The organism is Janthinobacterium sp. Bl 1 (assembly GCF_058215535.1).
In genome coordinates this window covers 2,671,569-2,685,425 of the sequence record NZ_CM177086.1, presented here as the reverse complement: position 1 = coordinate 2,685,425, position 13,857 = coordinate 2,671,569, and the positions used below count along the sequence as shown (strand labels likewise).

Genomic DNA, 13,857 nt, shown 5'->3' with positions numbered 1-13,857 from the left:
CCCCCACCCAATTTCGTCAATTGCCATAGACGAATTAGATGGAAATAACTATCGGCGCTGCCCCGTGCCTGTCCCTTAAGCGCCAACTTTATCGGCGATGCGGCGCGCCATGCTCTCGGCCTTTTCCTTGTCCTTCGCTTCCACCATCACGCGGATCAGCGGTTCCGTGCCCGAAGCGCGGATCAGCACGCGGCCCGTGTCGCCCAGCTCGGCCTCGACCAGCTCTTTCTCGGCCACCATGGCGGCATTTTTCTGCCAGTCGAAACCGGGCGCCACGCGCAGGTTGATCAGGGTTTGCGGGAACAGCACCAGTTCGGCCAGGCATTGCTGCAGGCTCTGGCCGCTGCGCTTGAGCGCAGACAACACTTGCAGCGCGGAGACGATGCCGTCGCCCGTCGTGTGGCGATCCAGGCACAGCAAATGACCCGAGCCTTCGCCGCCCAGTATCCAGCCCTTTTCCTTCATGACTTCCAGCACGTAGCGGTCGCCCACTTTGGCGCGCGCAAAGCCGATGCCCTGCTGCTTGAACAGCACTTCCAGCGCCATATTCGTCATCAAGGTGCCGACGGCACCGGCCACAGGACCCGTCGCCAGACGGTCCTTGACCATGACGTACAACAACTCGTCGCCGTTGTACATACGGCCCGTGGCGTCGCACATAATCAGGCGGTCGGCGTCGCCATCGAGCGCGATGCCCAGGTCCGCGCCGTGCTCGACGACGGCTTCGGCCATGGCCTTGGTCGCCGTGGCGCCGAAGCCCGCATTGATATTGAAGCCGTCGGGCTTGTTGCCGATGGCGATGACTTCCGCACCCAGCTCATGGAACACATGCGGCGCGATATGGTAGGCGGCGCCGTGCGCGCAATCGACGACGATCTTCAAACCACGCAAGTCCAGTTCGTTCGGGAAGGTGCTCTTGCAAAATTCGATGTAGCGGCCCTGGGCATCGTCCAGGCGTTTGGCGCGGCCCAGCTTGTCCGATGGCACGCAAGCCATGGGTTCGTCGAGCGCCGCCTCGATTTCCAGTTCCACGCTGTCGGGCAACTTGGTGCCCTGGCCGGAAAAGAATTTGATGCCGTTGTCGTGGTACGGATTGTGCGAGGCGGAAATGACGACACCGGCCGCCAAGCGCAGCGCCCGCGTCAGGTAAGCGATCGCCGGGGTCGGCATGGGGCCGGCCAGCATCACGTCCACGCCGGCGGCCGACAGGCCCGCTTCCAGCGCCGCTTCCAGCATGTAGCCGGAAATGCGCGTGTCCTTGCCGATCAGCACAGTCGGGCGCGCCTTGCCGCCTTGCGACTTCGCCAGCACCTTGCCGGCCGCATAGCCGAGGCGCATGACGAAATCGGGGGTGATTGGAGCCGTGCCCACCAGGCCGCGGATGCCATCGGTGCCAAAATATTTACGCGTCATAGTTTTCTCTTTTTGTTGTTTATAATGAATCTTACAGGCTCAGTGCGCCATGCGCCAGACCTTCAGTGCATCGACGGTTTCCGCGACATCATGCACACGGATAATTTCCGCGCCTTGCGCTACCGCAGCCAGCGCGCCGGCCACGCTGCCGGCCAGGCGCTGCTCGACGGGACGGCCCGTGACGGCACCGATCATCGACTTGCGCGACAGCCCGGCCAGCACAGGCAGGTCCAGTTCGCTGCGCAACTGGCGCGTGGCGCGCAGCAAGGCGTAATTCTGCTCCACCGTCTTGCCAAAGCCAAAACCGGGATCGACGCACAGGCGTTCGCGGGCGATGCCGGCCGCCGTCATCGTGTCGATGCGCTCGCGCAGAAAGTCGATGACTTCGCGCACCACGTCTTCGTACTGCGGCTGGTCCTGCATGGTTTGCGGCACGCTTTGCATGTGCATGATGCACAGCGCGCAGTCGCTGTCCCGCACGGCCTCGATGGCGCCCGGCGCACGGAAACCGTTGATGTCGTTGATCATGTCGGCGCCCGCCAGGATGGCTTCGCGCATCACTTCGGGCTTGTACGTGTCGACGGACAGGGGCTTGCCGCAGTCGCGCAAGGCGTACAGCACCGGCATGACGCGCGCAAGCTCGTCCTGCAGCGGCAGCGGTGGCGCGCCGGGACGGCTCGATTCGCCGCCGATATCGATGATGCCGACGCCGTCAACAATCATCTGCTCGGCGCGCGAAATGGCAAACTCCAGGTGTTGATACTGGCCCGCATCGGAAAACGAGTCGGGCGTGATGTTCAGGATGCCCATCACCAGCGCCTGCGTGCCCTGCAGGTTGAAGCCAAAACGGCCGAATTGCAAATAGTGTCGCATGTGAATCTTTGTAGTCTTCAGGAAAAAACTGCTGCGGCAACGAAAAAGGGCAAGGATTGCTCCTTACCCTCGTTCTTGCCATACCCTTGCGCGCCGCCGGTCGGGGCGGCCCTTATCAGGCTGGCGCCGTCACGTTTGGCGAGATGCCGCCCGTGCCGCTGTCGCCCGCATTGCGGCGTGGCGGAATGACTTTCGGTGGACGCGGCTCCAGGCCGGCCATGATGTCATTGATTTGCTCTGCATCAATGGTTTCCCATTCCAGCAAAGCTTTGGTCATCATTTCGACCTTGTCGCGGTTGCTTTCCAGCAAGGTACGCGCCAAAGCATATTGCTTGTCGAGAATGTTGCGGATTTCAGCGTCGACCTTTTGCTGGGTCGCTTCCGAGATCGTCTTGGTGGCGCCACCGAAGAAACCTTCGTTTTCGCTGTCTTCGTAGACCATCACGCCCATGCTGTCGGACATGCCGAAGCGGGTCACCATGGAGCGGGCCAGCTTGGTGGCACGCGAGAAGTCGTTCGACGCGCCGGTGGACATTTGTCCCACGAAAATCTCTTCGGCGATACGGCCACCGAACAGGATGGAAATTTCTTCCAGCATCTTGTCCTTGTAAGCGGACAGATTGTCGTGTTCCGGCAGCTGCCACGTCAGGCCCAGGGCCCAGCCGCGCGGCATGATCGTGACTTTATGCACGGGATCGGCCTTCGGCAGCAGCTTGGCGACGACGGCGTGACCGGACTCATGGTAAGCCGTATTGCGGCGCTCTTCCTCGCGGATGATCATCGATTTACGCTCAGGACCCATGTAGATCTTGTCTTTCGCATCTTCGAAGTCGATCATTTCCACCAGGCGCTTGCTGCGGCGAGCCGCGAACAGGGCTGCCTCGTTGACCAGGTTGGCCAGGTCCGCGCCCGAGAAACCAGGGGTGCCGCGGGCCAGGATATCGGCCTTCACGTCGGTACCGATAGGTACTTTGCGCATATGCACGTTCAAGATCTGTTCACGGCCGCGGATATCGGGCAAGCCGACGGACACCTGACGGTCGAAACGGCCCGGACGCAGCAGCGCTTTGTCGAGCACGTCGGCGCGGTTGGTGGCGGCCACGACGATCACGCCGGAGTTCGCTTCAAAACCGTCCATCTCGACCAGCAACTGGTTCAAGGTCTGTTCGCGCTCATCATTGCCGCCGCCCATGCCGGCGCCGCGGTGACGGCCAACAGCGTCGATCTCATCGATGAAGATGATGCATGGCGAATGCTTTTTCGCGTTTTCAAACATGTCGCGCACGCGGCTGGCGCCGACGCCGACGAACATTTCCACGAAGTCGGAACCGGAAATCGAGAAGAACGGCACCTTGGCTTCGCCGGCGATGGCGCGCGCCAGCAGGGTTTTACCCGTGCCCGGAGGACCGACCATCAGCACGCCGCGGGGAATGCGGCCGCCCAGTTTCTGGAATTTGCTCGGGTCCTTGAGGAAGTCGACCACTTCGTTGACTTCTTCTTTCGCTTCGTCGCAACCGGCGACATCGGCGAAGGTGACGGTGTTGCTGGCTTCATCCATCATGCGCGCCTTCGACTTGCCGAACGAGAATGCCCCGCCCTTGCCGCCGCCTTGCATCTGACGCATGAAGAATACCCACACGCCGATCAACAGCAGCATGGGGAACCAGGAAACAAAAATAGTTTGCAGGAAAGACGCTTCCTCAGGCGGACGCACATCGAAATGCACGCCATTGTCGCGCAGGTCGCCGATCAGACCCTTGTCGAGGCTGGTGGCGGTGGTACGCACCTTGGTGTCGTCCATCAGCTTGGCGGTGATCGACGAACCTTCGATCACGACATCCTTGACGCGCTTGGCTTTGACTTCATCCAGCAAATCGGAATAAGCGATGGCCTTGCTGCCGCCTGTGGCGCCATGACTGTCGAATTGCTTGAACAGCATGAACAACAGCAGCAATACGACTACCCAGATGGCAGATTTGGAAAACATGTTATTCACGAAGACTCCTTGGATGCAGTGCGCATCTCTTTACCTATAGCTAGAAACACGATTTTACTCGCAATAAGCGGGCCGTGCCAAAGCCCGCCGATCCGTGCGCGCGAAAAAACCGCGTTCACGCAAAAAAATGCAGTATAAACAATTTAGGCTTTTATACCATCAGACGCTACTGCACTTCTCGTTCCCATGTGCGGATTCCCGCTTAAATATCAAGGGCGGAATCATCTTCTTCAACGGCATTTTTCAGCGGATTCTTGATTCCACGTCCCATCAGGAAGATTTCCGACGATTTATCGCGACTGGCCTTGGGCTTTTTCTGCACCACGACCTTGAATTCAGCGCGGAATTTCTCCACGATCTGGCTGAAACCCATGTCTTTGAAGCATTTCACCAGCAGCACGCCAGACGGCTTCAGGTGCAATTGCGAAAATTCGATGGCCAGGTCGATCAAGTGCTCCATGCGCGCGGCGTCGGCCGTGGCGATGCCCGACAGGTTGGGCGCCATGTCCGACAGGACCAGGTCGACCTTGCGCCCTTCCAGCACCACTTCCAGCTGGCGCAGCACGCGCGCTTCGCGGAAGTCGCCCTGGATGAAGTGGAAATCGGCGATCGGTTCCATTTCCAGCATGTCCAGGCCAATCAGGGTACCATTGACCCCGCCGCCGTCCTTGCCGGCCAGCTTGCGCCGCGTGTACTGGGCCCAGCTGCCAGGAGTGCAACCAAGGTCGACGATCACCTGGCCAGGTTTGATCAGTTTCTCGTCTTCATCGATTTCTTTGAGCTTGTATGCTGCCCGGGCGCGGTAGCCCTCTTTTTGCGCCAACTTCACATAAGGATCATTTATGTGGTCGTGCAACCAGTTTTTGTTTAATTTCTTCTTTGCCATTCGCGTAGAATACTGCTTTTAAGGGAATTACTAAATATTATTATGCTAAAACTTACACCCGTAGAGCGCAGCGCACTGCGCGCCGAAGCACACGCGCTGAAGCCTATCGTCATCATTGGCGAAGCGGGCTTGACACCTGCTGTCCTCAAAGAGATCGACCTTGGCCTGGATTCGCACGGTCTGATTAAAGTCCGCGTGTTCGGCGACGACCGCGAAGCCCGCGTCGGAATGTACGATACGATTTGCGGCAATCTCGGCGCCGCCCCGGTACAACATATTGGCAAACTGCTGGTAATCTACCGTCCGAAAAAAGAAGTGGTTAAGGAGAAGGTCAGCGCCGGCAAAGGCATGCGCGAAGTGACCATCGTCAAGGCCAGCGCCAGCGGCACCAAGCGCCCGAGCGTGACGAAAGTCATGATCAAGGGCAATGAGCGCGTTACCGAAGGCGGTTCCATCAAGCGTGCCAAGCCACGTCAGAAAAGCGCCAAGAAAAGCGCACTGGGCAGCAAGTAAGCCTGTCGTTCAGCAGCCGCAAGGCTGTTGAAACAAGAAGCGGAGCACGGGATCTTCCCTGCTCCGCTTTTTTATTGCAATTGTGCTTGTTGGATTACGCGGCGCCAGAGCGCCGCTAATCTGACCTACGGCATCGACCGGTAGGTCGGATTAGCGCGCAGCGCGTAATCCGACACACACGGCAGCAATTACTGCTGCTTCCAGATCAGCACGCCCGCCAGCAAGCTTTGCACGGCAAAGATCACGGTCGACACGCCATGCAGCATGCCGAAGCGGCTGCGCATGGCCTCGTCCATGAGGCCGGATGGGGCTTGCGCCTTGAGTTCGGCCATCAGCGGCGAGATGCCGAAATGGCTGAGCAGCGCGCACACGAGCATCGACAGCACCAGCGCGCCCAGCAGGCGGCGGCGCTTGAGCTCCAGCGCGCCGGGCGCCCATTGCAGCAGGGCCAGCAATATCAAGGCGCAAACGATCGACAGCCAGGCTTCGGCACGGAACATGCTGCCGGCGATATTGCCTGCCAGCACGCGATCGCTCAAGGTGCCGAACAAGGTCGGCGCCACGATGAAGCCGATGGTCCACAAGCTGCCAGCCCACAGGGTGGCAACGAGGATGCGCACGCGGGCGAGCATCAGATGTACAGCACTTCCAGGATTTCGTATTCGCGCGGGCCGGATGGCGCCTGCACTTCCACCACGTCGCCAGCGTACTTGCCGATCAGCGCGCGGGCGATCGGGGACGTCACGGACACCTTGTTCATTTTCAGGTCGGCTTCATCGAGTCCAACGATCTGGTACGTGACTTTCTGGCCCGATTCCAGGTCTTCCAGGTTCACGGTCGAGGCAAACACCACGCGGCCTTCCGCGTCCAGCGCGGTCGGGTCGATGATTTGCGCTGCACCCAGCTTGCCTTCGAGTTCGGCGATGCGGCCTTCGACGAATGCCTGGCGTTCCTTGGCGGCATCGTACTCGGCGTTTTCCGACAGATCACCGTGCGAACGCGCTTCGGCGATCGCATCGATGACGATGCGGCGTTCCTTGGTCTTCAAATGATGCAGCTCTTCTTTCAAGAGTTCTGCGCCGTATTTGGTCAATGGGACTGAGGTCATGTTATCTCTACTATCTGCTAGTTATCGGCGCCGTTGCAGTGTGTTGCCACGGTTAACGGCCTTACCAAGTGAAAACCACAGAGGCCGCGCGCTGCTCTGCACGGAACTCTGTGGTTGATAAGCATGCAGTGTACCGCCTAACGGCGGTCACTGCAAATGGCACGCGGACTACGCTTGCTGCAGGGTCTTGTGCAGGCCTTGCAAATCGTACACACGCAGCTCATCCAGGTGACGGATGCCTTCGACGGCCGCTTCCGCGCCTGCGATGGTGGTGTAGGTCGTCACGCGCGACGCCAGGGCCGAGGTGCGGATAGCCCGCGAATCGACGATGGCGCTGCGTTTTTCTTCCACGGTGTTGATCACCAGCACGATTTCATGGTTCTTGATCATGTCGACCACGTGCGGACGGCCTTCGATCACCTTGTTCACTGGCGTGACGGCGATGCCGGCAGCAGCGATCACGGCGGCGGTACCCTTGGTGGCGACCACGGTGAAACCGGACTCGACCAAGTCACGCGCCACTTGCACGGCGCGCGGCTTGTCCGACGCTTTCACGCTGATGAAGACCTTGCCCGATTTTGGCAGGTTGACGCCGGCGCCCAATTGCGATTTCACAAACGCTTCGCCGAACGTCAGGCCCACACCCATGACTTCGCCCGTCGATTTCATTTCAGGGCCCAGGATGGTGTCCACGCCAGGGAACTTGACGAACGGGAACACAGCTTCCTTGACGCTGAAGTAAGGCGGCACGACTTCCTGCGTGATGCCTTGCGAAGCCAGCGACTGGCCGACCATGCAGCGTGCGGCGATCTTGGCCAGTTGCAGACCGGTGGCTTTCGAGACGAAAGGCACGGTGCGCGACGCGCGTGGATTGACTTCCAGCACGAAGACGACGTCTTTCATTTCGCCATCGATCTCTTGCTTCTGGATCGCGAACTGCACGTTCATCAGGCCAACCACGTTCAAGCCCTTGGCCATCAGCGCCGTCTGGCGTTTCAGTTCTTCAATCGTTTCCGGTGCCAGCGAGTATGGTGGCAGCGAGCAAGCCGAGTCGCCCGAATGGACGCCAGCCTGTTCGATGTGTTCCATTACGCCGCCGATGAACGTCGTTTCGCCGTCGGAGATGCAATCGACGTCGCACTCGATGGCGTCGTTCAGGAAGCGGTCCAGCAGCACCGGCGAATCGTGCGAGACCTTGACGGCTTCGCGCATGTAGCGCTCGAGGTCGCGTTGCTCGTGGACGATTTCCATGGCGCGGCCACCGAGCACGTACGATGGACGCACGACCAGCGGGTAGCCGATTTCCTGCGCCAGCGCCAGAGCGTCGGCTTCCGTGCGCGCGGTGCGGTTAGGCGGCTGGCGCAGTTCCAGCTTGTGCAGCATTTGCTGGAAACGCTCGCGGTCTTCGGCCGCATCGATCATGTCGGGCGAGGTGCCGATGATCGGCACGCCATTCGCTTCCAGGTCCAGCGCCAGTTTCAAAGGCGTCTGGCCGCCGTACTGCACGATCACGCCGACCGGTTTTTCGATGGCGACGATTTCCAGCACGTCTTCCAGGGTCAGCGATTCGAAATACAAACGGTCCGAGGTATCGTAGTCGGTTGACACGGTTTCCGGGTTGCAATTGACCATGATGGTTTCGTAGCCGTCTTCGCGCATGGCGAGGGCAGCGTGGACGCAGCAATAGTCAAACTCGATACCCTGGCCGATACGGTTCGGGCCACCGCCCAGCACCATGATCTTTTTCTTGTCGGTCGGATTCGATTCGCACTCTTCGTCGTACGTGGAATACATGTACGCCGTGTCGGTCGAAAACTCGGCCGCGCAGGTGTCGACGCGCTTGTAGACGGGACGGATGTTCAGCGCATGGCGCTGCTGGCGCACGGCCGTGTCGGTCGTCTGCAGCAAAAAGCCCAGGCGGCGGTCCGAGAAGCCCTTCTGCTTCAACTTGTACAGGGTGTTCTTGTCCAGGTTTTCCAGTTTCTGCGTATCCAGCCACAGTTCCAGGTCGACGATTTCCTTGATCTGGATCAGGAACCATGGGTCGATCTTGGTCAGCTGGTGCACTTCTTCCAGGGTGAAACCCTGGGCAAACGCGTCGCCCACGTACCAGATGCGCTCAGGACCAGGCTCGCCCAGTTCTTCTTCGATCTTTTCGCGGTCCTTGGTCTTTTCGTTCATGCCGTCCACGCCCACTTCCAGGCCGCGCAAGGCTTTCTGGAACGATTCCTGGAAGGTACGGCCAATGGCCATCACTTCGCCGACGGATTTCATCTGCGTCGTCAGGTGGTGGTCGGCGGTCGGGAATTTCTCGAACGTGAAACGGGGGATCTTCGTGACGACATAATCGATCGACGGTTCGAACGATGCCGGCGTGGCACCGCCCGTGATTTCATTGCGCAGCTCGTCCAGTGTGAAACCGACGGCCAGCTTGGCGGCGATCTTGGCGATCGGGAAGCCCGTCGCTTTCGATGCCAGGGCCGACGAACGCGATACGCGCGGGTTCATCTCGATGACGATCATGCGGCCATCGACGGGGTTGATCGAGAATTGCACGTTCGAACCACCGGTGTCGACGCCGATCTCGCGCAGCACCGCCAGACTGGCATTGCGCATGATCTGGTATTCCTTGTCCGTCAAGGTTTGCGCAGGCGCTACCGTGATGGAGTCGCCCGTGTGCACGCCCATCGGGTCGAGGTTTTCGATCGAGCAGATGATGATGCAGTTGTCCGCCTTGTCGCGCACCACTTCCATCTCGTACTCTTTCCAGCCCAGCAACGATTCTTCGATCAGCAACTCTTTCGTCGGCGACGCTTCCAGGCCGCGTTTGCAGATGGTTTCGAATTCTTCTTCGTTGTAGGCGATGCCGCCGCCGGAACCGCCCATGGTGAACGATGGACGGATGATGGTCGGGAAGCCCAAGGTGCGCTGCACGGCCCACGATTCTTCCATCGAGTGCGCCACGCCGGAACGGGCCGAACCGAGGCCGATCTTGGTCATCGCGTCCTTGAACTTGGAACGGTCTTCCGCCTTGTCGATGGCTTCCGGCGATGCGCCGATCAGCTCGACGTTGTATTTCGCCAGCACGCCATTGTTGAACAGGTCCAGCGCGCAGTTCAGCGCAGTCTGGCCGCCCATCGTCGGCAGGATCGCGTCAGGACGCTCCTTGGCGATGATGCGCTCGACGACCGACCAGGTGATCGGTTCGATGTAGGTGACGTCGGCCATTTCCGGGTCCGTCATGATGGTCGCAGGATTGCTGTTGACCAGGATGACTTTATAGCCCTCTTCGCGCAGGGCCTTGCACGCTTGCGCGCCGGAATAATCGAATTCGCAGGCCTGGCCGATCACGATCGGGCCAGCGCCAATAATCAGAATACTTTTAATATCTAAACGTTTAGGCATTTTTCTTTTTCTCCTCCGCAGCCATCAAGTTGATGAAGCGGTCAAACAGGTAAGCAACATCCATCGGGCCCGGCGACGCTTCAGGGTGGCCCTGGAAGCAGAAGGCCGGCTTGTCCGTGCGGGCAAAGCCCTGCAGGGAACCGTCGAACAGCGATTCATGGGTCACGCGGCAATTCGCGGGCAAGGTAGCCGCGTCGACTGCGAAACCGTGGTTTTGCGAGGTAATCAAGACCTGTTTCGTTTCCAGGTCCTGCACCGGGTGGTTGGCGCCGTGGTGGCCGAACTTCATCTTCAAGGTTTTCGCGCCGGAAGCGATCGCCATGATCTGGTGGCCGAGGCAGATGCCGAAGGTCGGAATACCCTTCTCGATCAATTCCTTGGTGGCCGCGATGGCGTAGTCGCACGGTTCCGGGTCGCCGGGACCGTTCGACAGGAAGATGCCGTCCGGATTCAGTGCCAGGGCGTCGGCGGCTGTCGCTTGCGCAGGCAGCACGGTGACTTTGCAGCCGCGTGCCGTCAGCATGCGCAGGATGTTGCGCTTGACGCCGTAGTCGAAGGCGACCACGTGGTATTTCGCGTCCGCGTCAGCCAGCTGGCCATAGCCTGCACCCAGCGTCCATTCCGTTTCGCGGTATTCGTAGGCATCCTTGCTTGAGACTACCTTGGCCAGGTCCATGCCGGCCAGGCCGGGGAAGGAGCGGGCCAGTTCCAGCGCTTGCGCGGCGGATGGCTCGTTGCCTTGCGTACCGACGAGGATGGCGCCGCCCTGCGCACCTTTTTCACGCAGGATGCGCGTGAGCTTGCGTGTATCGATGCCGGCGATGGCGACGATATTTTCAGCTTTCAGGTAATCGGACAGGGAGAGGGTGGAACGGAAATTGGATGCCAGCAATGGCAGATCGCGGATGATGAGGCCAGCGGCGTGTACCTTGGAAGATTCGACGTCTTCCGGATTGACGCCCGTATTGCCGATATGCGGATAGGTCAGGGTGACCATCTGGCGGCAATAGCTTGGGTCGGTAAGGATTTCCTGATACCCGGTCATCGAGGTGTTGAAAACAACCTCGCCCGTGGTATGACCGGCGGCACCGATCGAAAAACCTTTAAAGATCGTTCCATCAGCAAGCGCTAATATGGCTGGAACGGCAGGGCCAGAAAAAAATGGCGGCAAGGGCAACTCCTGATAAAGTTACCGTAGCTGCGCCACGTCAGACCGACCGCCTAGATACCCGAGCCAGATGCACTCAGGGTGTTTCAACGGTCATTTTGAATGAGGGGATGGGTAGTCGCTACGGTATATGTGTGATTGGCTAAACCTTTGAATTATAACCAAAAGGAAGCTTTTCCACAAGGAAGAAAATACAGAAGCCCCGGCATTTTTTTGCGCAGCAGCATAAATCCTGTGCCCCATGAAAAAAGCCGCCCGGCTTGCGCGGAGCGGCTGCTTCATTCTTATGAATACGCAATTGCGGTTACTACTTAAATCACAGTTGACGTCACGACACTTGGCAAAACCGTAGCGAGCGGATGTGATTTGTGGCCGAGAAGCGCAACCGTACTCAAGTACGGTGAGCATCGCCGGCCGCAAAGCGCGCCGCGCAGTAGGTTTGGCCAGGCGTCCATCACACCAAGGCGGCGATACCTGCCTTGGCGATTTGTGCATCTTCCGCCGATTTCACGCCCGAGACGCCGACGGCGCCCACGTAGTGGCCATCGAACACGATGGGCACGCCGCCTTCGAGCAAGCCGTCGATTTCCGGCGCGCTCAGGAAGGACACGCGGCCGCCATTGATCATCTCTTCATAGATACGCGATTCGCGGCGGCCCAGCGCGGCCGTCTTGGCTTTCGATGGGGCGATGTGCGACGAGATCGGCGCCACGCCATCCATGCGCTGCAGCCACAGCAGGTGGCCGCCGTCGTCGACGATGGCGATCGTGACCGCCCAGTTATTCTTGACCGCTTCCGCTTCGGCGGCGGCAGCGATTTTCTTTACGTCGTCCAGGGTCAAAATCGGTTTCGATTGCATGGTGCATCCTTGTTATGTTGAAACAAAATTGTATACGAAATGCGGCAGGCGGCCAACGCTTACTGCTCGCGTTTGGCTTTCAGCTTTTGCTTGAGCTGCGCCATCACGGCAAAGGTCGCCTGCTCGCCCGCCAGGATCGCCTGGTTACGGCTGTTGAAATCGTTGCCCTTCATGGTGCCCAGGCTGGGCTGGATCACCACATCCGCATCCTTGAGTTCAAATTGATTGATGCGCTGGCCCATGATGGCGAACGTCTGCATCAGCACTTCCATCGAGCTGATGGCCTTCTGGGTATCCGTTTGCGACGAAATATTCACGGCGATGATGAAATCGGCGCCCATGTCGCGCGCAAAGCGCACGGGGACGGGAGCGACGAGGCCGCCGTCGACATAGGTGTGGCCGGCAATCGTCACGGGCTGGAACACGCCGGGCACGGCCGACGAGGCGCGCACGGCCATGCCGGTGTTACCGCGCTGGAACAGGATCGGTTGGCCATTTTTCAGATCGGTCGCCACCACGCCGAATGGAATCTTGAGTTTTTCCAGCGGCACGCCGCCGACGGCCTTGTTGACATAGCTTTGCAGCGCTTCGCCTTTCAGCACGCCAGACGACTTGCCGAACAGGGGCAAGGCCCAGTCGGAAATGGCCGCCTCGTCCATGTCGAACGCCATCTTTTGCAGGGCAAAGCCGGAGTTCCCCGCCGCATACATGGCGCCCACCACGCTGCCGGCGCTGGTGCCGGTGACGATATCGGCCTGGATACCCTGCGATTCAAGCGCCTTGATCACGCCGATATGCGCGAAACCGCGCGCCGCGCCGCCGCCCAGAGCAAGGCCGATCTTGATCTTGCGCGGCGTGACGACGATGGGTTCGGGCGGCGTCAATACTTGTATCGGTTTCGGGGCGGTGGTATCGCAACCGGCCAGCACGAAGGCGGCCAGGGCAAGCAGGGTCAGGCGTTTAGGGAACATGGTGGAGAGGGGAAACCGCGCGCGGCAGTGGCAATAAAGGAGAGCCGATTGTAGCGCAAGCGGGGCCGCCCGCACTGAAGCCCGTCTTAAATGTTTACAAATGACAATGTTCCGAACCGTGCGCGCCCCTCCGGCTGCTAGACTGGCGCCTGGCATCCCTCCTCCCCCACCTCTATTGAGCGGCTTATGAAAACAGACCTGTTCCGCCTCATCGCGCCCCCATGCTTGCTCGCTGCCGCCCTGCTGACTGCAAGCTGCGCCAACGCCGCCCCCGTCACGGCGACGGAGCACCCGGATAGCATCGCGGCAAAAATGGAGGGATTTACGTGTACGGGGAAGCTGCAGATTCCCAATGATCAGGAGGAGCACACGATTGAGCTCAGCTTCGACGCTCCCGACCGGCACGGCGCGCAAGGCACCCACCTGGTTGACGGGCGCGGCAAAGCGGGCAACTTCTACGGCTGCCGGCAAAGCGGCGACAGCCTGTCTTGCACATACGACGCGGGGCCGGCCAGCGGACCGCTGACCATGCGCTTTAGCAGCGACTTGACGCAGGTAAAGGGCGAGTTCAATTCCCCGTTTGAAAACAGCGCCGCCATGCAATTTTCCGCACGCTGCCAAAAATCGGCGCCGTAGCGGTGTCCAGTCCATTTTACCGAAACGGA

12 protein-coding genes are annotated in these 13,857 nt (G+C 59.8%); 2 read left to right on the top strand and 10 right to left on the bottom strand.

Going from position 1 to position 13,857, the window contains the following annotated elements; translation table 11 throughout:
• Nucleotides 1-75 precede the first annotated feature (75 nt).
• From glmM to AC4BCN_RS12205, 4 genes are all read right to left on the bottom strand, one after another.
• A complete protein-coding gene (gene glmM, locus AC4BCN_RS12220; protein ID WP_072454632.1) occupies nt 76-1,413 on the bottom strand; it encodes a phosphoglucosamine mutase in 1,338 nt (445 codons plus the stop codon).
• A gap of 39 nt (nt 1,414-1,452) precedes the next feature.
• Nucleotides 1,453-2,286 (bottom strand): dihydropteroate synthase, encoded by an 834-nt coding sequence (folP, locus tag AC4BCN_RS12215; protein ID WP_490493400.1) that lies wholly within the window; start codon nt 2,284-2,286, stop codon nt 1,453-1,455.
• Nucleotides 2,287-2,401: 115 nt separating this feature from the next.
• The gene (ftsH, locus tag AC4BCN_RS12210; protein WP_034757438.1) at nt 2,402-4,282 is read right to left on the bottom strand and encodes an ATP-dependent zinc metalloprotease FtsH; all 1,881 of its coding nucleotides are present in this window, start codon (nt 4,280-4,282) and stop codon (nt 2,402-2,404) included.
• 202 nt (nt 4,283-4,484) lie between these two features.
• Entirely contained in the window at nt 4,485-5,168 is a 684-nt protein-coding gene (locus tag AC4BCN_RS12205) for an RlmE family RNA methyltransferase (RefSeq protein ID WP_128139708.1), read from the bottom strand.
• A 42-nt stretch (nt 5,169-5,210) separates the two neighbouring features.
• Here AC4BCN_RS12205 and AC4BCN_RS12200 point away from each other — a divergent pair, with 42 nt between their 5' ends.
• Nucleotides 5,211-5,681, top strand: a complete 471-nt coding sequence (locus AC4BCN_RS12200; protein ID WP_010397237.1) for a YhbY family RNA-binding protein — start codon at nt 5,211-5,213, stop codon at nt 5,679-5,681.
• Nucleotides 5,682-5,869: 188 nt separating this feature from the next.
• Here the strand turns inward: AC4BCN_RS12200 and AC4BCN_RS12195 are convergent, their stop codons facing one another.
• From AC4BCN_RS12195 to AC4BCN_RS12170, 6 genes are all read right to left on the bottom strand, one after another.
• Nucleotides 5,870-6,313, bottom strand: coding sequence for a DUF4149 domain-containing protein (locus tag AC4BCN_RS12195; protein WP_490493399.1), 444 nt, complete (start codon nt 6,311-6,313; stop codon nt 5,870-5,872).
• On the bottom strand, nt 6,313-6,789 hold the full coding sequence (greA, locus tag AC4BCN_RS12190) for a transcription elongation factor GreA (RefSeq protein ID WP_034757428.1): 477 nt from the start codon (nt 6,787-6,789) through the stop codon (nt 6,313-6,315). Before greA ends, AC4BCN_RS12195 begins: the two co-directional genes overlap by 1 nt.
• Before the next feature lie 168 nt (nt 6,790-6,957).
• Nucleotides 6,958-10,194 (bottom strand): carbamoyl-phosphate synthase large subunit, encoded by a 3,237-nt coding sequence (carB, locus tag AC4BCN_RS12185; protein ID WP_034757425.1) that lies wholly within the window; start codon nt 10,192-10,194, stop codon nt 6,958-6,960.
• Complete coding sequence (gene carA / locus AC4BCN_RS12180; RefSeq protein ID WP_034757422.1) at nt 10,187-11,365, bottom strand: glutamine-hydrolyzing carbamoyl-phosphate synthase small subunit; 1,179 nt, start codon at nt 11,363-11,365, stop codon at nt 10,187-10,189. Before carA ends, carB begins: the two co-directional genes overlap by 8 nt.
• A 451-nt stretch (nt 11,366-11,816) precedes the next feature.
• Nucleotides 11,817-12,221 carry a GlcG/HbpS family heme-binding protein gene (locus AC4BCN_RS12175; RefSeq protein WP_034757420.1) on the bottom strand — a complete coding sequence of 135 codons (405 nt, stop codon included), beginning with the start codon at nt 12,219-12,221 and terminating at the stop codon, nt 11,817-11,819.
• A 59-nt stretch (nt 12,222-12,280) separates the two neighbouring features.
• Nucleotides 12,281-13,192, bottom strand: coding sequence for a patatin-like phospholipase family protein (locus tag AC4BCN_RS12170; protein ID WP_034757417.1), 912 nt, complete (start codon nt 13,190-13,192; stop codon nt 12,281-12,283).
• 186 nt (nt 13,193-13,378) lie between these two features.
• Here AC4BCN_RS12170 and AC4BCN_RS12165 point away from each other — a divergent pair, with 186 nt between their 5' ends.
• The gene (locus AC4BCN_RS12165) at nt 13,379-13,828 is read left to right on the top strand and encodes a hypothetical protein (protein ID WP_490493398.1); all 450 of its coding nucleotides are present in this window, start codon (nt 13,379-13,381) and stop codon (nt 13,826-13,828) included.
• The last annotated feature ends 29 nt before the right edge of the window (nt 13,829-13,857 follow it).